Source organism: Mycobacterium florentinum, from assembly GCF_010730355.1.
GTDB lineage: Bacteria > Actinomycetota > Actinomycetes > Mycobacteriales > Mycobacteriaceae > Mycobacterium > Mycobacterium florentinum.
In genome coordinates this window covers 3,769,503-3,789,161 of sequence record NZ_AP022576.1, presented here as the reverse complement: position 1 = coordinate 3,789,161, position 19,659 = coordinate 3,769,503, and the positions used below count along the sequence as shown (strand labels likewise).

Below are 19,659 nucleotides of genomic sequence, written 5' to 3'. Positions count from 1 at the left end.
AGTTTTGTCAATTATGACGAAACTTGCTCGGCCGTCGCGGTGATCCAGGAGTCGGTGATCCCGGCGCGCAGCGACTCGAGCGCCGCGTGGCACAGCCGCGCGAGTTCGCCCAGCGAGCGGTCGTCGCTCTCCATCCAGACCTCCATCGCGCCGAACACCGCGGCGGCAATGCACCGCGCGGTCACCGCGGTGCGCGCCTGCTGGTCCACCGTGGCAGCGCTGCCCCGGCTGCGCCGTTGCAACTGCGCCCCAATGGCATCGGCGAAGTCGGCCTGGACTTCCCGAATGTGGCGGACGATGCGACCGGGGTCGAGTTCGTCTTGGCGCAGGGCGGCGATCTTGGTCACCGCGTCCACGTCATACGGGAACGAGAAGATCGCCGCTTGCACCGAATCAATGATCGCTTCGTCGGCCGGCCGCGCATCCAGGGCGGCACGAAACCAGTGCAGCCCGGTGTAGTCCGCGAACAGCAGGTCGTGCTTGGAGGCGAAGTGGCGATAGAACGTTCGCAGCGACACCCCGGCATCGGCCGCAATCTGTTCTGCCGACGTGTCTTCCACGCCCTGGGCCAGGAATCGAACCACCGCGGCCTGGCGCAGCGCTTCGCGCGTGCGTTCGCTGCGTGCAGTCTGAGCGGGCCTGACCATTCAGGCAAGATACCAAGAATTCTTTTGACAATATTGACAAAACTTTGCGACGGGGGTGAGACTGCGCCCATGGTCTCCCTCATCACCCACGCGGTACTCGGACTGGCGGTCATCATCTGGATCGTCAGGTCCAACTCGACGGTCTTCGCCCGGCCCGCCGGCGGCCCCCTGTTCTCGCCGATGGAAATCGTCTACTACGTCGTCGGGATCGCGTCGGTCGCGCTCGGCTGGTACTTCAACATCACCTACGTGGCGGAGTACTCGCACGGATCCACCAACCCGCTGTGGGGCGAGCACGGCAGCTGGGCCGAATACATCAAGCTGATGTTCACCAACCCCGCCGCCAGCTCGGCCAGCCAAGACTACACGATTGCGAATGTTGTTCTGCTGCCGATCTTTACGATCGTGGACGGTTATCGCCGCGGGTATCGTCGCCCGTGGCTGTACTTCGTGTCCAGCCTGTTCACCAGCTTCGCGTTCGCCTTCGCGTTCTACTTCGCGACGATGGAACGGCAGCGTCGCCACGAACAAGAGCGCGCGACCGTCAGCGCCTAATCATTCCGTGCAGCACCCTGCCGGCGAGCCTGCGCCCACGGCCTCAATTCTGCGCTGACGGCGGGGTTTTAACCGATCAGGTCGCACTGGGCGCAGGCTCGATCGTTAGAGCGCGACGGTCAGCGCCCAGGTTCCAGCACCTCGGTCCCGACGAACGGCACCAGTGCCGCCGGGACGCGCACGCTGCCGTCGGGCTGCTGGTGGTTCTCCAGGATCGACACCAGCCAGCGGGTGGTGCCCAGCGTGCCGTTGAGCGTGGCCGCGATCTGCGGCTTGCCGTTGTCATCGCGGTAGCGGGTGGCCAGCCGGCGGGCCTGGAAGGTGGTGCAGTTCGACGTCGACGTCAGCTCGCGGTAGGTCTGCTGAGTGGGAACCCACGCCTCACAGTCGAACTTGCGGGCCGCCGACGAGCCGAGATCGCCCGCGGCGACGTCGATCACCCGATACGGCACCTCGATGCGGGCCAGCATCTCGCGCTGCCAGCCCAGCAGCCGCTGGTGTTCGGCCTCGGCCTGGGCGGGCGTGCAATAGACGAAGCCTTCGACCTTGTCGAACTGATGCACCCGGATGATGCCGCGGGTGTCCTTGCCGTAGCTGCCGGCCTCGCGGCGGAAACACGACGACCAGCCCGCGTAGCGCAGCGGCCCGCCGGACAGGTCCAGGATCTCGTTCGAGTGATAGCCGGCCAACGGCACCTCCGAGGTGCCCACCAGATAGAGGTCGTCGGCCTCGATCCGGTAGATCTCGTCGGCGTGGGCGCCCAGGAACCCGGTGCCGCCCATCACCTCCGGACGCACCAGCACCGGCGGGATCATCGGGACGAATCCGTTCTCGACGGCCAAGCGCAGCGCCAGCTGCAGCAGACCGAGCTGTAACAGCGCGCCCTGCCCGGTCAGGAAGTAGAACCGCGCGCCGGACACCTTGGCGCCGCGAGCCATGTCGATCAGACCCAGCGACTCACCCAGTTCCAGATGATCCTTTGGGTTGTCGATCGCCGGCGGCTCACCGACGACGTCGAGGACGGCGAAGTCGGTCTCCCCGCCGGCGGGAACCCCGTCGATGACGACGTTGGAGATCGCCATGTGTGCGGCGGTGAACGCCGTCTCCGCGTCGGCCTGGGCGGTTTCGGCGGCCTTCACCTGCTCGGCGAGTTCTTTGGCGCGCTCCAACAACGCCGGCCGCTCCTCGGGCGACGCCTTACCCACACCCTTGCTGGCGGCCTTCTGGTCGGCGCGCAGCGTGTCGGCGGTCGAGATCGCGGCCCGGCGGGCGGCGTCGGCCGCCAGCAGTGCGTCGACCAGTGCCGGGTCCTCGCCCCGGCTGAGTTGGGAGCGGCGGACGGTGTCGGGGTCTTCCCGGAGCAGCTTGAGGTCGATCACGGCCGCAAGATTACTTTCGGATCGGCACCGGCCGCGCGGAGCATCCGCCGGAGCTAGTCCCAGGACTCACATCTGTAACGTTTGTCACGTTCGCTCGGGCGCCCTGTCAGAATGGAGTCGATGTCAGACACGCTCGAGACGGAAGTCGCCGCACCCAGCCCGCCCGCCGCCGAGGCGGAGCAGCCGCTGGACGGCTTCGGGCTGCCGCGCACTTTGCAGGCGACCGCGACCCGGCGGGCGTTGCTCCTCTTCGCGCTCGGCGGGCTGCTGATCGCCGGGCTGGTAACCGCCCTGCCGGTCAACGGACCGGGACAGGGCCGGCTTGCCGGCTACCTCGGTAGCAATCCCGTGCCCAGCACCGGAGCTAAGACCGACGCCGCCTTCAACCGCGCCAAGAGCGGCGATTGTCTGATGTGGCCGGACGTCACGCCGGAGTCCGCGAGCATCGTCAAGTGCGCCGACGACCACAAGTTCGAGGTCGCCGAGTCCATCGATATGCGGACCTTCCCCGGCTCGGAATACGGTCCCACCGCCGCCCCGCCGTCGCCGGCGCGCATCCAGCAGATCAGCCAGGAGCAATGCGAGGCAGCGGTGCGCCGGTACCTCGGCCCCAAGTACGACCCCAACAGCAAATTCAGCGTCAGCCTGCTGTGGGCGGGCGACCGAGCGTGGCGACAGTCCGGCGAGCGCCGCATGTTGTGTGGCCTGCAGATGCCCGGTTCGAACAACGAACAGGCCGCCTTCAAGGGCAAGGTCGCCGACGTCGACCAGTCCAAGGTCTGGCCCGCCGGCACCTGCCTCGGCATTGACTCGACGGCCAACCAGCCGATCGACGTCCCCGTCGACTGCAAGACCCCGCACGCCATGGAGGTCACCGGCACGGTCAACCTGGCCGAGAAGTTCCCGGGCGCGCTGCCGGCCGAGCCCGAGCAGGACGGCTACATCAAGGACGCCTGCACCAAGATGACCGACGCCTACCTCGCGCCGATCAAGTTGCGCACCACCACATTGACGCTGATCTACCCCACCGTTGCGCTGCCGAGCTGGTCCGCCGGTAGCCGTGAGGTCGCCTGCAGCATCGGCGCCACGCTGGGCAACGGCGGCTGGGCCACCCTGGTCAATAGCGCCAAGGGTCAACTGCTGATCAACGGCATGGCCCCGGTGCCGCCACCCGACATTCCCGAAGAGCGACTCACGATGCCGTCGATCCAGCTGCCGGCCAGCCCGGCGAGTCCGGCGAACCCGGCCAGTCCGCCCCAGCAGCCCAACACTCCGCCGGAGATGCCGCCGGGCAATCAGCACCTGCCGCAACAGCAGCCGGTTGTGACGCCGCCGCGCGCGACCACGCAGGCCCCGGCCAACCAAGCGCCGCAAGATGTTCCGGCCCCGCCGGCCGACGGTGGCGCACCGCAGCCGCCGGCCAACCAGGCACCGCCGCCGATGCCGGACGCACCCCCACCGGGCGCACCGCCCGCGCCAGCCGAGCCGGCACCGGCGGGTTAGCCGCGTGGCCGTGCGGATGGATCCGCAGCGGTTCGACGAACTGGTCTCCGACGCACTCGACCTGATCCCCGCCCAGCTGGCGGCCGCCATGGACAACGTCGTCATCCTCGTCGAGGATCGCCACCCCGACGAGCCCGATCTGCTGGGGCTCTACGAAGGCGTGGCGTTGACCGAGCGCGACTCCGACTACGGCGGATCGCTGCCGGACGCCATCACGATTTATCGCGAGGCGCTGCTGGGCATCTGCGAATCCGACGACGACGTCGTCGAGGAGGTGGCGATCACCGTGATCCACGAAATCGCGCACCATTTCGGTATCGACGACGACCGGCTGCACGAATTGGGCTGGGGCTGAAAACCGCCGATGTTCGGGCGCGGCAGCGCGGATTTGTCGCCGCCTGGTGCTAGGAACGGCCTATGAGCGCAGAATGCCGCGACTGCCGGGCAGGCCTAGAACACTGCCACGGCACCATCATTCGCCACTCGCTGCGCCGTTCGGAATGCACCGAGCCGGACTGCGTCAGCTTTGAGCTGCTGGCGCACACGTTCGTCATCGACTGCGAGGCCGTCGGCTGCACCTGCACGGAATTGGTCGCGCTGGCTGTCTGATCAGCCCATCGGGTCGGTGCCCGAGCGCACCGCGTCGGCGACCGACGTCGCTTCGGCTTCGGGGTAGAACGGCGGCGTCAAGGTTCCCCACCGCACGCAGCTCCACCTCCCGTCGGTGATCGGGGCCAACACCACCGACTCGGCATTGCCCAGGTGGTGGTCCAGCGCGAAGTTGGCGTCCACTCCGGCCAGCACCGCGGACACCAGCCGAATCGCGGCGCCGTGGCTGACGACGACGATGTCACCGCTGAAGTCGCGGTCGTCCAGATAGCGCATCCGCAAGTCGGTGACCACCGGCACGTAGCGGTCCAACACCTCGTTGGCGGTCTCGCCGCCGGGCAGCGGCAGGTCGAGTTCGCCGTGCTGCCAGCGCTCGTAGATGGCGTTGAACTCCGCGACCGCCTCGTCGTCGTTGCGGTTTTCCAACGCGCCGACCTGAACCTCGTGTATCCCGGCGACCTCGAACGGAGCGACGTCGACCGCGGCACCGATCACCGCGGCCGTCTGCGACGCCCGGCTGGCCACCGAGTGCGTGAGCAGGGCCGGCCGGGTGGCGTCGAGTGCGAACGCCCGGGCCTGATCGCGCCCGGCCGGCGTCAAGTCCGTCCCGGGCGGCCGGGTATCCAGCCGGCGCTCGACGTTGCCGAAGGACTGGCCGTGCCGAAGCAGCACCAACCGACCACTCATCGTTCAAATCCCCCCGCCGGATGCATCGGCCTGCTCAGGCTTACCCTCTCGCAGCCGCGCCAGCCAGCGCGACGCCTCGTCGGGTGGTGGCGGCCCGATGCCCGCGGCCGGGCCCGTGGGCCAGGAACCTAAATACCGCACATCCACACAACGACGATGCAGCGCCTTGAGTGCCTCGGCCACGGCGTCGTCGTCGATGTGGCCCGCGCAGTCGGCGAAGAACTGGTAGGTGCCGAGTTCGGTTCGGGTCGGCCGCGATTCGATTCGGGTGAGGTCGATGTCGCGGATACCGAATTCGCCCAGCGCGGCGAGCAGCGCGCCCGGCGCATTCTCGATCCGCAACACCACCGAGGTGCGGTCGGCGCCGGTGCGCACCGGCGGCGGTCCGGGCAGGCCCACCAACACGAAGCGGGTGCGCGCGTTCGCCTCGTCGACCACGCCTTCGGCCAGGGCCTCGAGCTTCCAGTGGGTGGCGGCCAGCGGCGAGGTCACCGCCGCGTCGGCCTCTCCCTTCGCGACCTGCCGGGCGGCGTCGGCGTTGGAGTACGCCGGCCTCAGTTCGACGCGGGGCAGATTGGCGGCCAGCCAGCGGCGCACCTGGGCCGCGGCCACCGGAAAGGCCGCCACCGTCCGGACCTGGTCGGCGTTGCCGCCGGGTTTCACGACGATGCTGAACGCCACGTCCAGCGTCGTCTCGGCGAAAATCTGCAGCGGCGATCCGTTGGCCAGGCTGTCCAAGGTCGGCACCACGGTGCCGTCGATCGAGTTCTCGATCGGCACGCACGCGTAGTCGGTGTCCCCGTTGCGGACCGCCTCCAGCGCCGCGGGCGTGCTCTCGATCGGTGTCCGCCGGACCGGGCCCAGATGCTGGTTGGGGATCAAGTCGGCGGACATCATCTGCAACAGCGCCGCCTCGGTGAAGGTGCCTTCCGGACCGAGGTAAGTGATGCCGACCACGATGACAACCCTAGTGGCCTCGATCAAAAAGGGGCCTTGCTTCGACCTTCGATCTAAGTTAACTTAGGCTTACCTAAGGATCGAGGAGAACGATGTTACCGCTGACCAGCGCCGCGCCGACGACTGCCGAACGCATCCGCAGCGCCTGTGCCCGGGCCGGCGGTGCCCTGCTTGCGGTCGAGCGCGAGGACCCGGTGCCCACGCCGGTGCACCACCTGCTGCACGACGGATCCTTCGCCGTCGCGCTTCCCAGCGACCGCGCGACCGACGGCCGGGTCTGCGGATCCCAGGCACTGCTCGAACTGACCGACTACGCGCCGCTCCCGCTGCGGGAACCGGTCCGTTCGCTGGTGTGGGTCCGCGGCCACCTGCGCCGGATCCCACCCGCCGAGATCAACCCCACCCTCGACGTGATCGCCAGCGAGTGCCCGCATCCGGCGCTACTGCAGGTCGATACCCCGAAATGCATGGCGCCGACCCCCGGCGAGGATCGGTACACACTGATGCGTCTCGAGATCGCGTCGGTCGTGGTTACCGACGCCACCGGCGCCGAGCCCGTCAGCATCGAGGACCTGCTCGCGGCCCGGCCCGATCCGTTCTGCGACATCGAGTCGAGCCTGCTGTGGCACCTGGACAACGCGCACGGCGACGTGGTCGCCCGCCTGGTGTCCCGGCTACCGGCGCCGCTGCGGCGCGGACACGTCCGCCCGCTGGGGCTGGACCGCTACGGCGTGCGGTTCCGGGTTGAGGGCAGCGACGGCGACGACCACGACATCCGGCTGCCCTTCCACAAGCCGGTAGACGACATGACCGGGTTGAGCCAGGCCATTCGCGTGCTGATGGGCTGCCCGTTCATCAACGGCCTGCGCGCCCGCCCGTAGCCGGGCGCGCCGCGCGGTGCCGAGTGGGGCACGTAAGTTAGCCGGGTGAGCGGCGACCGATCACCACACCGCGGACGACCGGTCCCGCCATGGGATTCGCGTCGCGAGCCGCCGCCCGTGCTGCACCGCTACGGCGAGCCGGTGCCGTCGCCCACCGACGAGACCGTGCCGCTGCCCCGGGTCGCGCCGCCGGTCCCCGCCGGTAAGGCCGTCCCCAGCCACGTGGCGCCGCGGGAAAAGCCGCGACCACGGGCGCGTCCACGCGACCGGTCAACGCCGCCATCGGACCTGCCGGGCGTGCACCGCAAGCGCAAGAAGCGCCGCTGGGGCCGCGTCATCGCATCGACGCTGCTGATCGGTTTGCTGCTGGCCGTCGCCGGTGTCCTGGGCGGCGGCTTATGGCTGGACACGACGCTGCATCGCAAACCGGTATTGACCAATTACGCCGATCGGCCCGGGCCCGGCCGCGGCACCAACTGGCTGCTCGTCGGCTCGGACAGCCGGCAAGGCCTGTCGGCCGAGCAACAGGACAGTCTGGCCACCGGAGGCGATGTCGGTAGCAGTCGCACCGACACCATCCTGCTGATCCACATTCCCGCGTTCGGGTCGAGCACGCCGACGACGATGGTGTCGATACCGCGCGATTCGTTCGTGCCGATCCCCGGACACGGCAAGGACAAAATCAACTCCGCGTTCGCGATCGGCGGGGCGCCGCTGTTGACCCAAACGGTCGAGCAGACCACCGGACTGCGTCTGGACCACTACGCCGAAATCGGATTCGCCGGGTTCGCGGTCCTGGTGGACGCCCTGGGCGGCATCACCGTCTGCCCGACCGCGCCGATCGACGACCCGCTGGCCGGCATCGACCTGCCCGCCGGCTGTCAGAAGCTGAACGGGCGCGGCGCGCTCGGGTACGTCCGCACCCGCGACACTCCCCGGGCGGATCTGGACCGGATGGTCAACCAGCGGCAGTTCATCTCGGCGCTGCTGGACCGCGCCGCCAGCCCGTCGGTGTGGCTCAATCCGTGGCGCTGGTACGCGGTGCCGCACGCCGCGGCCGACGCGCTGACGGTCGACGACGGCGATCACGTGTGGGACCTGGCCCGGTTGGGCTCGGCGCTGCACGGCGCCACCACCACGCTGACCGTTCCGATCGGCGACTTCACCAGCAACAGCGCCGGGTCGGTGGTGGTCTGGAATCACGAGGTGGCGGGCAAGCTTTTCGAGGCGCTGGCCGCCGACTCCGCGGTGCCCGCAGCCGCGCTCGACGGGAACTGATATTGATTTCCAGGCGCTAATGTGCAACGCAATTCCCGAAATACACGCGACGAGATATAGGCTTTCTATACTTTGGTAACCTGGTCTGAACAAATGGCGTCGACACAGTTCTAAGAGCTTTTCTTGAACCTCGTCACACGCTCTTGGCGGTGCCCTTCTACCTGCGCTAAGCTGCCGACATGACCGAAACCGATGCCCCGAAGTCTAAGTTCCACTCATTACTCCAGGAACAGATTTCTCACGAATTCACCAGCTCCCAGCAATACGTCGCGATTGCCGTTTATTTTAGCGCCGCCGAGCTGCCACAATTGGCGAAGCATTTTTACGGGCGCGCGCTCGAGGAACGCAACCACGCGATGATGCTGGTGCAGCATCTGCTCGACCGTGACGTGCCGGTCGAGATCGCGGGCATCGACGCGGTGCGCAATCGATTCGACCAGCCACGCGACGCGCTGGTCCTGGCTCTCGAGCAGGAACGGTTGGTCACCGACCAGATCACCCAGCTGGCCCGGGTGGCCCGCGACGAGGGCGACTACCTCGGCGAACAGTTCATGCAGTGGTTCCTGCAGGAGCAGGTCGAAGAGGTAGCGGTGATGAAGACCCTCGTGACGGTGTCCGATCGCGCCGGAGCCAACCTGTTCGATCTGGAGAATTTCGTCGCCCGCGAGGTCGGCACCCAGGCCATCAGCGCGAGTGCGCCACCGGCCGCGGGCGGCCACCTCGTCTCGCCGGTCTAACCCCTGCCGTCGAGGGTCCGCGAGTTTTCCAGCCAGGTCTTCGTGCGGCCGGGGTGGTTGGTAGCGATCCAGGCCACCCCGACGTCCCGGCAGAAGTCGATGTCGTCGTACCCGTCGACGGTCCAGCAGTACACGGCCCGGCCCTGAGCGGCTGCGCGATCCACCAGCTGCGGATAGTCCTTCAGGGCAATGATCGAAGGCCCGACGGCGGTGGCCCCGACGGCGGTGGCCGCGCTGCTGGTCAGGTACCGAGCATTCCGGCCGAGCAGCACCGTTGGCAGCAGCGGTGCCGCTCGCCGGATTCGCCAGACCGCCGCGGCCGAGAAGGACATCACCACCGCGCGTGACCGTGCGGCGGACGCCGGCGAGGCGATGCCGTAGCGGTGCAGCAGCGCCAGCAGTTTGCTTTCGACCAGCGAGCCGTACCGGACCGGATGCTTGGTCTCGATGAAGATCTTCACCGGACGGTTCCAGTCGAGCACCAGCGATACCAGGGCATCCAGCGTCAGCAGGCTGGTGTCACCGTGGGTGCCGTCGGGCCGCCAGCTGTCGTGCCAGGCGCCGAATTCGAGCCCGCGCAGCTGGGCCAGCGTCATGGTGCTGACCAGACCGGCGCCGGTCGAGGTTCGGTCCAGCCGGCGGTCGTGCACACACACCAAATGGCCGTCGCGGGTCAGCCGCACATCGCATTCCACCCCGTCGGCGCCCTCTTTGAGCGCGAGGTCGTACGCGGCCAGGGTGTGTTCGGGGCGTGCCGCCGAGGCGCCACGATGGGCAACGACAAAGGGATGCCCGGCGACCACCTCGTCGGCCCACGTCATTCCCCTATGCTGCCGGTTCCTCCCCCTTCAACTCAACCGGAGCAGCGACGGACTCGCCGGGCCGATCCGGGAGATCTGGGGTCACCACGACCCAGCGATGCGCGGGCCGTGCGACGGGCTTGCGTTCGAATCCCTCGAAAACCCGGGCCACGGCGGCCAGCGTCGCCGCGGCGAACAGGTAGCCGAACACCATCAGGACGGTGTTGTTCGCGATGCCCTGCGGGTCGGTGGCGAAGCTGGTGACGATGGCCCAGATCGACACCGCGTAGCTGAAGATCCACGCGATCCACCACTCCAGAATGGTTCGGCGCACCCGGCTGTAGTGATCTTCCAGGATGGCCAGCTCGATGACGTAGACCGGAGCCCAGAACAGATTGGCCAGCGGCACGACGCAGCCGGCCCACAACGCGGCGGTGGAACGGTGATCGGCCAGCCCGTAATGCGAAAACACGGCGGCCCGCCGGGCGATCAGCCACCGGATCAGAAACACGCCAGAGGCGATCAGCGCCGCCAGTGCCACCACACTGGCCAAGTCCCCCAACCAGTCCGCCGCGGCCGCCACCAGCGAGTTGAGCAAGGTCTTGCGGTTGTACACCAACAGCACATACCGGGCGACGTACACCAGTGCCGCTCCGCCCAGCGCGAGCACGCTGATGAACAGCACCAGGCGCACCACAGCGGCCGACGGCGGAACCGGTACCGACGACCCTTCGGCGCCGGCGGAGGCCTGCTCGACGCGGTCGGTCAATCCCCAACGCGGGATCACCGCGTAGCGGGGTGTGGGGCCCAGCTCGCGCCTGCCGCGCCGCGCGGGGGGTGCGGCGCCCGGGCGCACCGCGATCCAGCGGAAGCCCGGTGGCAACCGCGGCACAGTGCGTTGCGGCGCGACCGGACGAGCGGGCGCCGGCGCGCTGGCGTGCGTACTCCAGCGGGGATCGGCCGCCGGCGCATCCGCCAACGGTGCCAGCAGCGCGCCACGACAGCGGGGGCACCACTCGCGCCGGCGTTCGCGCACGTTCCACCGAGTGCCGCACTGGGAGCACGTCTGGATCACCGGACCAGCGTAGCCCCGGCGACGATGCGGGCCACGGCAACGCAACCACCGCACCACCCGACGCGGCCCCCTGAAAAGCGACGATGCCCCGCGGGTTTGCGGGCTCGCGAAACCGCGCCGCTGCGGGTAGCTATCCGCGTTCGGCATCGCGGATCGGCACCTGTTACGCGGGTCACAGCTACTTCATGACTATCCACAGTTTCCACAGGTTTATCCACATGGGCGGTAGGGGTACAGACGCAATCAATCAGCAACTAGCGGTTAACCCTGGCACCAACTGTGGATAACGCTGGGCATTTTTGCCACGCCATCGACAGGCCGGACGAGCAGTCGAGCGAATGGACCGCCCCCATGCACAGCGATCGGACCCGCCCCATCGGAACACGGTCACTGCTGAATCCCGACCCGATCCTCACCGGCAATCGCCAAAACGAATCCGCAGCTCAACGCGTTGTCGCGGCAGACATTTTTCAACCCCATCACAAGGGGTTATGATCGCCATCACGAAAAATGTTGTGACTCACCTCACTCGACCGAGGTGGCCGACCGGTGAAAGGCGATTGATGGCGATGCATTCGTTCGGTCCGGGTACCCCGGCCGCGTCGAACTCGTATTCCGGATCGCCTGCCTGGAACCACAGTTACAGCATCGCCGCCTTGCGTGCCGGCCTGATCGCGTTGGCATTGCTCGCGGTTCTCGCCCTCATCGTTTTGTCTTGATTATTTCCTCCTGAAACCACGCCCAGCGGGTACCCGACTTACCGGCCGCTAAAGGCCGTCCTTGCGGCGCGTGCTGTCATGGAGCAGGGTTGATTACGCTGAGCCTGTCGCGTGGCGGACTCCGTGCGAATGCACGCTAAGACGATCATCGAGGAAAGGAATGCCGTGGCTGAATACACCCTGCCCGACTTGGACTGGGACTACGCAGCGCTGGAACCACACATCTCCGGTCAGATCAACGAAATCCACCACAGCAAGCACCATGCGACTTACGTCAAAGGCTTGAACGACGCCATTGCCAAACTCGAAGAGGCCCGCGGCAAGGACGACCACGCCGCGATCTTCTTGAACGAGAAGAACCTGGCGTTCCACTTGGGTGGCCACGTCAACCACTCGATCTGGTGGAAGAACCTGTCGCCGAACGGTGGCGACAAGCCGACCGGCGACCTCGCCGCCGCGATCGATGAGCAGTTCGGATCGTTCGACAAGTTCCGGGCTCAGTTCAGCGCGGCCGCCAACGGCTTGCAGGGCTCGGGCTGGGCGGTGCTCGGCTACGACACCCTCGGCGACCGGCTGCTGACCTTCCAGCTCTACGACCAGCAGGCCAACGTCCCGCTGGGCATCATCCCGCTGCTGCAGGTCGACATGTGGGAGCACGCCTTCTACCTGCAGTACAAGAACGTCAAGGCCGACTACGTCAAGGCGTTCTGGAACGTCGTCAATTGGGCAGACGTGCAATCGCGTTACGCGGCTGCAACTTCGAAGACCCAAGGGCTTATTTTCGGCTGATTCCATCTCGTAGGGCCGGGGCGTCACGCGGATCGCGTGGCGCCCCTACCTTTAGCCCGCTCCGGTCGGCTCGCTTCAGGAAAGGTCAGCGCGAGTTGGTCGTGTCGAGTTGCAACGCACCTAAACCGCAGGCATTCTTAACTATTCGAGCTACCAGCGTGGTTAATTCGGACGACGACGTCGCGCGGAGGTCGAGATGGAAACTGGGTCAGGCCAGCCGATAGGGGTTGCTCCCTTCCATGCTCGTGGTGCCCTCAAAGGGTTTGTCATCTCCGGCCGTTGGCCCGACTCGACCAAGGAATGGGCGCAGCTGCTGATGGTTGCCGTACGGGTCGCATCATTGCCCGGATTACTTTCCACCACAACAGTATTCGGCGCCCGCGAAGAATTGCCCGACGAGCCCCAACCGGACACCGTCGGCCTGGTGCTGGCCGAGGGTACGGTATTCGGCGAATCAGCAATCCAGCCAGGTTATTTCGCGGATCACCAACCTCCGGCACTGCTCATGCTGCATCCCCCGTCAGAGACCACGCCGTCGCTTCCGGAATGCAGTGGAGCGGCGTCGGGATGCGTCCTGCTGCCGGGATTGCCGTATCTGGGATTAGAGCACCGGGCGGCGTGGGTCGAGGCGGAAGCCGACGGCACCATCACGTCGATGGTGAGCCGCGTCGGTGTCGATCCCATCAGCCATCCCGACACCGCGATTCTGGCCATGCTGCTTGCGGCATAAGGGAATTCGAACGGTTTAGTTCGACCCCCGAATCCAGGGATACGGGCGTCCGAACTTCTCTGCCGTCTGGTGTGCCCCGGATTTGCCCGCTACCCTGAGACCGTTAGCGAAGGGGAGTAGCCCCGAATCGTCGCGTCGACATACTGGCGAACAGCCCGGCCGGCGAACCGGTCCCGAAGGATCGGTGGGCGAGACCTTCGACCGGTGTTCGACGACCACAGCGGTTGCCGACGACCCGTCGAAAGGTCACCCAAATGCTTTCCGCCACACTCTTGAGTCTTGGCGTTGTCTTCCTTGCCGAGCTCGGCGACAGATCCCAGCTCATCACGATGACTTATGCGTTGCGCTTCCGATGGTGGGTGGTGCTGCCCGGGGTGACGATTGCCGCGTTCGGGGCGCACGGGGTGTCGGTGACGATCGGCCACTTCCTCGGCGCCGCCCTGCCGGCACGCCCGCTAGCCTTCGCGTCCGCGATCGCGTTCCTGATCTTCGCCGGGTGGGCGTGGCGAGAGGGCACCGCCGACGAAGAAGAGGTCGCCAACGCGCCCGAGCCCCGCTTCGCGTTGCTGACCGTGGTGGCGTCATTCGCCCTCGCCGAGCTGAGTGACAAGACGACCTTGGCGACGGTCACGTTGGCCAGCGATCACGACTGGGTCGGTGTCTGGATCGGTAGCACCTTGGGCATGGTCATTGCCGACGCGCTGGCGATTGGCGCCGGAATGCTGCTCCACCGCCGCCTGCCCCAGCGGCTGCTGCACATGGTGGCCGGCGTGCTGTTCGGAATTTTCGGCCTGTGGATGCTGTTCGACAACGCGCTGGGATGGCGATCGGCGGCCATCGCGGTCGTTGTGGCGGTGGCGCTGGCCGCCGTATCCGCGGCGGCAGCGCAAACTCTGCGACGGCGCCGCACCGAAGCTTCGTTGGCAGGGAGGTCGCCGGAAACCGTCTAAGGTGCAGCGGCATTCGTCCGCGCAAGCCGGCCGAGCCCGGCAGTCGCCCCCAGAGGTATCTCTGAGGGCTGTTTGCTGCACCCTTCCCCTCTTATCGCGACCAAAATCAGACCGGGCAGCAAAGTAGGCTTTCGATAGGATTGTTCTACTAGTCCGTTGCGAGATATCCGCCCGACACCATCCGGCGAGCCGCGGCGTCACCCATCCCCGCATCGCGGAAGCACCCGAACACCAGACTTGCTTTCTGCGGATAACCTGTGAGTTTTGTTCGGATTATGGACACTGTCGTCATTTAGTTGGACGCTCGTCAGGTGTGGATTCAGCGAACCCCAGGGCCGCCACCAGCGAACCCACCCCCGTTTGCACCTGGTTGCGGACTCAAACACTCGGTACCATGGTCAGCAAATACACTTAGGTAATAGTTTCACTTCTACAGCCCAGTGGAGGTCATATCGATGAGCACGACGTTTTCCGCCCGCCTGAACCGCTTGTTCGACACGGTGTATCCACCCGGGCGCGGGCCGCACACCTCTGCGGAGGTAATCGCGGCACTCAAGGCGGAGGGCATCACGATGTCGGCTCCCTACCTGTCGCAGCTACGCTCCGGCAATCGCACGAACCCGTCGTCGGCGACCATGGCCGCCCTGGCCAACTTCTTCCGTATCAAGTCGGCCTACTTCACCGACGACGAGTACTACGAGAAGCTCGACAAAGAGCTGGTCTGGATGTCCACGATGCGCGATGACGGTGTGCGCCGCATCGCACTGCGTGCCGCGGGGTTGTCGACGGAGGCCCAGCAGGACATCGTCGCGCGCGTCGACGAACTGCGCCGCGCTGAACACCTCGACGCCTAGCCGCTCGCTCGGGCGCAGCCCGACCTGTTGGGCTGCCGTCGGCCCGTTCCGATTAGGGTTGGCTCCACGGATCGCGTACACGCGACAGCGATAGTCCACGAGACACCGGGAGGCGGCCGGGAATGGGCCTGTTTCGCAAGCGAAAGACTCGCGCCACGCGTCGTGCCGAAGCCCGTGCGATCAAGGCCCGCGCCAAGCTGGAAGCCAAGCTCACCGCCAAGAACCAGGCGCGCCGGTTCAGGGACGATCGCCGAGCGGCCGACAAGGCCCTCAAGGCCCAGCTCAAATCGCAGCGCGACAGCGACCGCGCCGCGTTGAAGGTCGCCGAGACCGAACTCAAGGCGGCGCGCGAGGGCAAGATGTTGTCGCCCACCCGGATCCGGCGGGTGCTGACGGTGTCGCGACTGCTGGCGCCGATCCTGACGCCGGTGATCTACCGGGCGGCGATGGCCGCTCGCGCGGTGATCGACCAGCGCCGCGCGGACCAACTCGGGATTCCGCTGGCGCAGATCGGCCAGTTCTCCGGGCACGGCGCCCAGCTGTCGGCGCGGATCGCGGGCTCGGAAAAGTCCCTGCGAATGGTGCAAGACAAGAAGCCGAAGGACGCCGAGACCAAGCAGTTCGTCGCCGCCATCTCCGAGCGTCTCGCCGATCTGTCGGCAGCCGTCGCCGCCGCGGAGAACATGCCGGCCGCACGCCGGCGCGCGGCGCACTCGGCGATCTCGTCGCAACTCGACGGCATTGAAGCAGATCTGATGGCTCGGCTCGGATTGACCTGAAAGTAGGTTCTGACATGCCATTTCGCGACCGGTGGATTCCGCGCGCCCTGATCGTCGTCTCCGCTGCAGCAGCGCTTTACGTCGGCGCGGCGAGCGTGACCGCACCGGCGTGGGCGCACGTCCATGCCAGCGCCGACAACGCGTCCCGCGGTGCCATGGCGATCGTGACCTTTCAGGTGCCCAACGAATCCGACAAGGGCGCCGCAACCACGGCGCTGACCGTCACGCTTCCCGATGTCGCGTCCGCGCGCACCGAGGCCATGCCCGGGTGGACGGCGAAGCTCGACCGGGATGCGGCATCCGGCGTCGTCCACTCGGTGACCTGGACGGCGGCGCCGGGCGGCGGGATTGGCGCCGACCAGTTCGCGCTGTTCCGGATCTCGGTGAAGCTGCCCGACACCGACACCGTCAGTTTCCCGGCCACCCAGACCTATGCCGACGGGTCGGTCGTCAAATGGGACCAGCAGCCGCTGCCCGGCGGCGACGAGCCCGAGCATCCGGCGCCCATGCTGACACTCGGCGCCGGGTCGGCCGCCCCGCACGAGCACCACCATGCGGGCATGCCCACCGACCACGGCGGCGCACCGACGTCGGGGGACAACATCGCGCGGGTGTTGGGCGGAGCCGCCCTGGTCGTGGCCGCGCTCGGGATCGCCCTGGTGCTGGTCCGCCGCCCCAGGACATGAGGCGGCCGGCCGTCGCCGCGTGGGCGGGCCTGCTGCTCGCCGCCCTACTGTCGACCGCGACGCTGACCGCACAAGTCGCCTCGGCGCATGCCACCCGGGTGTCGTCCGACCCCGCCGACAGTGCGGTTCTCGCGACCGGTCCGGGCCGGGTCAGCGCGACCTTCAACGAGCGATTGCAGACCACCTTCGCGGCCATGACGGTCATCGGACCGGACGGCAACGTCTGGTCCACCGGTGACACCACGGTGCAGGGCGCGGTCGTCGGCATCGCGCTGCGCCCACTGGGACCGACGGGCTCCTACACGGTGAACTACCGGGTGACGTCCGCCGATGGCCATGTGGTGTCCGGGTCCTGGTCGTTTCGCCTGACGGTGGCCGGTACCGGCACCCCGGGGCCCGCGGCCGCTACCAGCGACGCCGGCCACGGCATCCCGGTCTGGCCGTTCGCCGCGGTGGCCGTCGCGATCGTCGGCGCCGGCCTGTTGTGGAGTCTGCGCCGCAAGCCCTGACCGGCCTGGTCGGGAAGGCGCGATCAGCGGTGCTGGCATGATGGGGTCCGAGTAACTTTTGGTGGCGCTAGCAAGGGCCGAGAGAAGCGCGCAAAGGAGCGGCCGCATGGCAGACCCTCAGGATCAACCCAACAGCGAATCCAACGGCGCGGCGACGCCGCCGGAGCAGACGCCTCCCGCCAAGGCCGCAAAAAAGGCTCCCGCGAAGAAAGCACCGGCCAAAAAAGCTCCCGCGAAAAAGGCCGTCGCAAAGAAGACTCCGGCCAAGAAGGCGCCCGCGAAGAAGGCTCCCGCTAAGAGCCCCGCGCCGCCACCGCCCAAACCGCCACAGGCGCAGCAGGATCCACAGCCCCGCATCGAGCCCAATGGTGAAATATCTGCTGCCGCCAGAGATGCCGCAGCACAGGCGAAGTCCACCGTGGACGGCGCCAACAACCCGGTCTCCGCGAACATTCCCCAGTCGGTATCCGGCCAGTCGTCGTTGCCGCTGGTGGTCGCCATCGCGCTGAGCCTGCTCGCGATCCTGCTGATCCGGCAACTGCGGCGCCGCTGATGAGTGTGTCGTTCGAGGCGACGGCCGATCTCGTCGACCGGATCGGGCCCGACGTACGCAGCTGTGATCTTCAGTTCCGCCAGTTCGGCGGCCGTACCGAGTTCGCCGGACCGATCAGCACCGTGCGCTGCTTCGAAGACAACGCTCTGCTGAAATCCGTGCTGTCACAACCGGGTGCGGGCGGGGTACTGGTGATTGACGGCGCCGGCTCGCTGCACAGCGCGCTGGTCGGGGATCTCATCGCCGAACTCGGCCGCTCCAACGGCTGGGCCGGGCTGGTGATCAACGGCGCGGTGCGTGACGCCGCCGCATTGCGCGGCATCGACATCGGCATCAAGGCGCTGGGCACCAATCCCCGCAAGAGCGGCAAGAGCGGCGTCGGCGAGCGCGACGTCGAGGTCAGCCTCGGTGGCGTGACGTTCACGCCCGGAGAGATCGCCTATAGCGACGACGACGGTATCGTCGTCGTCAGCTCCTAAACCGATACTCGCGCACGCTTTTTCGCGAAGCGCAGGCCCTCGCCGGCGACCTTGCCCCGGCGGATCGTGCGCATGTCGAGCAGATAGTTCTGCTTGAGCCGCCACGGCTCACGCGATCCCGACTTGGGCAGCAAGTGCACCGACCGCAGCAGGTAGCCCGGGCTGAAGTCCATGAACGGCAGTTCGTCGACATCCTTGCCGGGATGCTGCGGCTCCACGTTGTCAAAGCCGTTGGCATCCATGTAATTCAGCAAGCGGCACACGAATTCGGAGACCAGGTCGGCCTTGAGAGTCCAGGATGCGTTCGTGTATCCGAAGGTGATGGCGAAGTTCGGCACGCCGGAGAACATCAGGCCCTTGTAGGTCATCAACGACGTCATGTCGAAGGCCTCGCCGTTGCGGGTGGGTTGCACCCCACCGAGCAATTGCATGTTCAAACCCGTTGCGGTGACAATGATGTCGGCTTGCAGTTCCTCACCCGACGACAGCTTGATTCCGTCTTTGGTGAACCGCTCGATGGTGTCGGTGACGACGTCGGCCTTGCCGTGCCGGATGGCCCGGAAGAAGTCGCCGTCGGGAGCCAGGCACAGCCGCTGGTCCCACACGTTGTAACTCGGCCCGAAGTGCTTCTCCACGTCGTAGCCCTTCGGCAGGCGTCGCTGCGCCATCGTCATCAGCAGGTTGCGCATGTAGGCGGGGCGTTTACGGGCCAGCTGGTACTGGAAGGTGCTGAAGATGATAGCTTTCCACCGATTTGCGATGTGCGCCAAGCGTTCCGGCAGCAGCCGGTTGGCCCGCACCGCGAACGGGTCGACACCGGGCAAGGAGCCGATGTAGGTCGGCGAACGCTGCAGCATCGTCACATGGCCTGACCCGGAATTCACCAGCGCCGGGATCAGGGTGATCGCGGTCGCGCCGGACCCGATCACGACGATCTTCTTGCCCGCATAGTCGAGGCCCTCCGGCCAGTGCTGCGGATGGACGATGGTGCCGCCGAAGTCCTCGGCGCCGGGGAACGTCGGCGAGTATCCCTCGTCGTAGTTGTAGTAACCGGTGCAGGCCAACAAGAAGGAGCAGGTGATCTCGCTCTGTTGGCCGTCGCTCTCGACGGTCAGGGTCCACTGGTTGTCGGCGTCGGACCAATCGCCGGCCACGACACGGTGGCGGTAGCGGATGTGCCGATCGATGCCGTTCTCGACCGCGGCTTCCTTGATGTAGGCCTTGATGTCGGCGCCCTCGGCGATCGACTTGGCCGAGCGCCACGGCTTGAAGCGGAACCCGAGTGTGAACATGTCCGAGTCGGACCGGATGCCCGGGTATTTGAACAGGTCCCAGGTGCCGCCGAGATCGTCGCGGCGCTCCAGGATCGCGTAGCTCTTGGTCGGGCAGCGGTCCTGCAGGTGCCAGGCCGCGCTCACGCCGGAGATGCCGGCGCCCACTATGACGACGTCCAGGTGCTCAGTCATGAGAGTCACGCTATCAACGCAGTGTTGAGCTAGTCAA

At 67.0% G+C, this 19,659-nt stretch carries 24 protein-coding genes; 17 read left to right on the top strand and 7 right to left on the bottom strand.

The annotated features are described in order from the left end of the window. Nucleotides 1–11: 11 nt before the first annotated feature. Complete coding sequence (locus G6N55_RS17950) at nt 12–647, bottom strand: TetR/AcrR family transcriptional regulator (RefSeq protein WP_085224726.1); 636 nt, start codon at nt 645–647, stop codon at nt 12–14. Nucleotides 648–716: 69 nt separating this feature from the next. Between G6N55_RS17950 and G6N55_RS17945 the strand changes: the two genes are divergently transcribed. Further along, nucleotides 717–1,202: a DUF2834 domain-containing protein gene (locus G6N55_RS17945; protein ID WP_085224724.1), complete on the top strand. Its 486-nt coding sequence runs from the start codon at nt 717–719 to the stop codon at nt 1,200–1,202. Nucleotides 1,203–1,321: 119 nt separating this feature from the next. On the opposite strand, the gene serS is transcribed toward G6N55_RS17945, so the two are convergent. Then, on the bottom strand, nt 1,322–2,581 hold the full coding sequence (serS, locus tag G6N55_RS17940; RefSeq protein ID WP_085224722.1) for a serine--tRNA ligase: 1,260 nt from the start codon (nt 2,579–2,581) through the stop codon (nt 1,322–1,324). Nucleotides 2,582–2,692: 111 nt separating this feature from the next. On the opposite strand from serS, the gene G6N55_RS17935 reads away from it, so the two are divergent. From G6N55_RS17935 to G6N55_RS17925, 3 genes are all read left to right on the top strand, one after another. Further along, nucleotides 2,693–4,084, top strand: coding sequence for a septum formation family protein (locus G6N55_RS17935; RefSeq protein WP_085224721.1), 1,392 nt, complete (start codon nt 2,693–2,695; stop codon nt 4,082–4,084). 4 nt (nt 4,085–4,088) lie between these two features. Next, a complete protein-coding gene (locus G6N55_RS17930; RefSeq protein ID WP_085224719.1) occupies nt 4,089–4,439 on the top strand; it encodes a metallopeptidase family protein in 351 nt (116 codons plus the stop codon). A gap of 62 nt (nt 4,440–4,501) precedes the next feature. Then, nucleotides 4,502–4,693: a hypothetical protein gene (locus tag G6N55_RS17925; RefSeq protein WP_085224717.1), complete on the top strand. Its 192-nt coding sequence runs from the start codon at nt 4,502–4,504 to the stop codon at nt 4,691–4,693. On the opposite strand, the gene G6N55_RS17920 is transcribed toward G6N55_RS17925, so the two are convergent. Continuing rightward, the gene (locus G6N55_RS17920; RefSeq protein ID WP_085224716.1) at nt 4,694–5,380 is read right to left on the bottom strand and encodes a histidine phosphatase family protein; all 687 of its coding nucleotides are present in this window, start codon (nt 5,378–5,380) and stop codon (nt 4,694–4,696) included. A 3-nt stretch (nt 5,381–5,383) separates the two neighbouring features. After that, nucleotides 5,384–6,337, bottom strand: coding sequence for a prephenate dehydratase (gene pheA / locus G6N55_RS17915; protein WP_085224714.1), 954 nt, complete (start codon nt 6,335–6,337; stop codon nt 5,384–5,386). Between the two features lie 92 nt (nt 6,338–6,429). Between pheA and G6N55_RS17910 the strand changes: the two genes are divergently transcribed. The 3 genes from G6N55_RS17910 to G6N55_RS17900 all read left to right on the top strand — a co-directional run bounded on the left by G6N55_RS17910 (nt 6,430) and on the right by G6N55_RS17900 (nt 9,233). Then, on the top strand, nt 6,430–7,218 hold the full coding sequence (locus G6N55_RS17910; RefSeq protein WP_085224712.1) for a DUF2470 domain-containing protein: 789 nt from the start codon (nt 6,430–6,432) through the stop codon (nt 7,216–7,218). 45 nt (nt 7,219–7,263) lie between these two features. Next, a complete protein-coding gene (locus tag G6N55_RS17905) occupies nt 7,264–8,496 on the top strand; it encodes an LCP family protein (RefSeq protein WP_085224710.1) in 1,233 nt (410 codons plus the stop codon). Nucleotides 8,497–8,675: 179 nt separating this feature from the next. Beyond that, complete coding sequence (locus G6N55_RS17900; RefSeq protein WP_085224708.1) at nt 8,676–9,233, top strand: ferritin; 558 nt, start codon at nt 8,676–8,678, stop codon at nt 9,231–9,233. Here G6N55_RS17900 and G6N55_RS17895 read toward each other — a convergent pair. Together G6N55_RS17895 and G6N55_RS17890 are read right to left on the bottom strand one after the other, a co-directional pair. Then, a complete protein-coding gene (locus G6N55_RS17895; protein ID WP_085224706.1) occupies nt 9,230–10,054 on the bottom strand; it encodes a glycerophosphodiester phosphodiesterase in 825 nt (274 codons plus the stop codon). The two genes, G6N55_RS17900 and G6N55_RS17895, sit on opposite strands and share 4 nt — an antisense overlap. A 4-nt stretch (nt 10,055–10,058) precedes the next feature. Continuing rightward, the gene (locus tag G6N55_RS17890; RefSeq protein WP_085224704.1) at nt 10,059–11,108 is read right to left on the bottom strand and encodes a DUF4328 domain-containing protein; all 1,050 of its coding nucleotides are present in this window, start codon (nt 11,106–11,108) and stop codon (nt 10,059–10,061) included. A gap of 491 nt (nt 11,109–11,599) precedes the next feature. On the opposite strand from G6N55_RS17890, the gene G6N55_RS17885 reads away from it, so the two are divergent. The 10 genes from G6N55_RS17885 to rraA all read left to right on the top strand — a co-directional run bounded on the left by G6N55_RS17885 (nt 11,600) and on the right by rraA (nt 18,156). Further along, on the top strand, nt 11,600–11,827 hold the full coding sequence (locus tag G6N55_RS17885) for a hypothetical protein (RefSeq protein WP_139827000.1): 228 nt from the start codon (nt 11,600–11,602) through the stop codon (nt 11,825–11,827). Nucleotides 11,828–11,992: 165 nt separating this feature from the next. Further along, on the top strand, nt 11,993–12,616 hold the full coding sequence (locus G6N55_RS17880) for a superoxide dismutase (RefSeq protein ID WP_085224798.1): 624 nt from the start codon (nt 11,993–11,995) through the stop codon (nt 12,614–12,616). 196 nt (nt 12,617–12,812) lie between these two features. Then, the gene (locus G6N55_RS17875; RefSeq protein WP_085224703.1) at nt 12,813–13,346 is read left to right on the top strand and encodes a peptidase; all 534 of its coding nucleotides are present in this window, start codon (nt 12,813–12,815) and stop codon (nt 13,344–13,346) included. A 254-nt stretch (nt 13,347–13,600) separates the two neighbouring features. After that, a complete protein-coding gene (locus tag G6N55_RS17870; RefSeq protein ID WP_085224701.1) occupies nt 13,601–14,296 on the top strand; it encodes a TMEM165/GDT1 family protein in 696 nt (231 codons plus the stop codon). Nucleotides 14,297–14,751: 455 nt separating this feature from the next. Beyond that, nucleotides 14,752–15,150 carry a transcriptional regulator gene (locus tag G6N55_RS17865; protein ID WP_085224699.1) on the top strand — a complete coding sequence of 133 codons (399 nt, stop codon included), beginning with the start codon at nt 14,752–14,754 and terminating at the stop codon, nt 15,148–15,150. Nucleotides 15,151–15,272: 122 nt separating this feature from the next. Next, nucleotides 15,273–15,929, top strand: coding sequence for a DUF6474 family protein (locus G6N55_RS17860; RefSeq protein WP_085224697.1), 657 nt, complete (start codon nt 15,273–15,275; stop codon nt 15,927–15,929). Nucleotides 15,930–15,943: 14 nt separating this feature from the next. Continuing rightward, nucleotides 15,944–16,615, top strand: a complete 672-nt coding sequence (locus tag G6N55_RS17855; protein ID WP_085224695.1) for a YcnI family protein — start codon at nt 15,944–15,946, stop codon at nt 16,613–16,615. Further along, a complete protein-coding gene (locus G6N55_RS17850) occupies nt 16,612–17,124 on the top strand; it encodes a copper resistance CopC family protein (RefSeq protein WP_085224693.1) in 513 nt (170 codons plus the stop codon). The genes G6N55_RS17855 and G6N55_RS17850 overlap by 4 nt, the downstream gene beginning before the upstream one ends. Nucleotides 17,125–17,230: 106 nt before the next feature. After that, the gene (locus G6N55_RS30175; RefSeq protein WP_085224691.1) at nt 17,231–17,677 is read left to right on the top strand and encodes an Rv3852 family protein; all 447 of its coding nucleotides are present in this window, start codon (nt 17,231–17,233) and stop codon (nt 17,675–17,677) included. Then, a complete protein-coding gene (rraA, locus tag G6N55_RS17840; RefSeq protein WP_085224689.1) occupies nt 17,677–18,156 on the top strand; it encodes a ribonuclease E activity regulator RraA in 480 nt (159 codons plus the stop codon). Before G6N55_RS30175 ends, rraA begins: the two co-directional genes overlap by 1 nt. Here rraA and G6N55_RS17835 read toward each other — a convergent pair. After that, nucleotides 18,153–19,622: a flavin-containing monooxygenase gene (locus G6N55_RS17835; protein WP_085224687.1), complete on the bottom strand. Its 1,470-nt coding sequence runs from the start codon at nt 19,620–19,622 to the stop codon at nt 18,153–18,155. The genes rraA and G6N55_RS17835 overlap by 4 nt on opposite strands. Nucleotides 19,623–19,659 lie beyond the last annotated feature (37 nt).

Coding starts and splice junctions, on each gene's coding strand:
- G6N55_RS17835 (WP_085224687.1), bottom strand. CDS start 19,622: ATGACTGAGCACCTGGACGTCGTCATAGTGGGCGCCGGCATCTCCGGC.
- G6N55_RS17885 (WP_139827000.1), top strand. CDS start 11,600: ATGATCGCCATCACGAAAAATGTTGTGACTCACCTCACTCGACCGAGG.
- G6N55_RS17860 (WP_085224697.1), top strand. CDS start 15,273: ATGGGCCTGTTTCGCAAGCGAAAGACTCGCGCCACGCGTCGTGCCGAA.
- G6N55_RS17850 (WP_085224693.1), top strand. CDS start 16,612: ATGAGGCGGCCGGCCGTCGCCGCGTGGGCGGGCCTGCTGCTCGCCGCC.
- G6N55_RS17900 (WP_085224708.1), top strand. CDS start 8,676: ATGACCGAAACCGATGCCCCGAAGTCTAAGTTCCACTCATTACTCCAG.
- G6N55_RS17920 (WP_085224716.1), bottom strand. CDS start 5,380: ATGAGTGGTCGGTTGGTGCTGCTTCGGCACGGCCAGTCCTTCGGCAAC.
- G6N55_RS30175 (WP_085224691.1), top strand. CDS start 17,231: ATGGCAGACCCTCAGGATCAACCCAACAGCGAATCCAACGGCGCGGCG.
- G6N55_RS17895 (WP_085224706.1), bottom strand. CDS start 10,054: ATGACGTGGGCCGACGAGGTGGTCGCCGGGCATCCCTTTGTCGTTGCC.
- rraA (WP_085224689.1), top strand. CDS start 17,677: ATGAGTGTGTCGTTCGAGGCGACGGCCGATCTCGTCGACCGGATCGGG.
- G6N55_RS17855 (WP_085224695.1), top strand. CDS start 15,944: ATGCCATTTCGCGACCGGTGGATTCCGCGCGCCCTGATCGTCGTCTCC.
- G6N55_RS17925 (WP_085224717.1), top strand. CDS start 4,502: ATGAGCGCAGAATGCCGCGACTGCCGGGCAGGCCTAGAACACTGCCAC.
- G6N55_RS17910 (WP_085224712.1), top strand. CDS start 6,430: ATGTTACCGCTGACCAGCGCCGCGCCGACGACTGCCGAACGCATCCGC.
- G6N55_RS17950 (WP_085224726.1), bottom strand. CDS start 647: ATGGTCAGGCCCGCTCAGACTGCACGCAGCGAACGCACGCGCGAAGCG.
- G6N55_RS17865 (WP_085224699.1), top strand. CDS start 14,752: ATGAGCACGACGTTTTCCGCCCGCCTGAACCGCTTGTTCGACACGGTG.
- G6N55_RS17870 (WP_085224701.1), top strand. CDS start 13,601: ATGCTTTCCGCCACACTCTTGAGTCTTGGCGTTGTCTTCCTTGCCGAG.
- G6N55_RS17875 (WP_085224703.1), top strand. CDS start 12,813: ATGGAAACTGGGTCAGGCCAGCCGATAGGGGTTGCTCCCTTCCATGCT.
- G6N55_RS17935 (WP_085224721.1), top strand. CDS start 2,693: ATGGAGTCGATGTCAGACACGCTCGAGACGGAAGTCGCCGCACCCAGC.
- G6N55_RS17945 (WP_085224724.1), top strand. CDS start 717: ATGGTCTCCCTCATCACCCACGCGGTACTCGGACTGGCGGTCATCATC.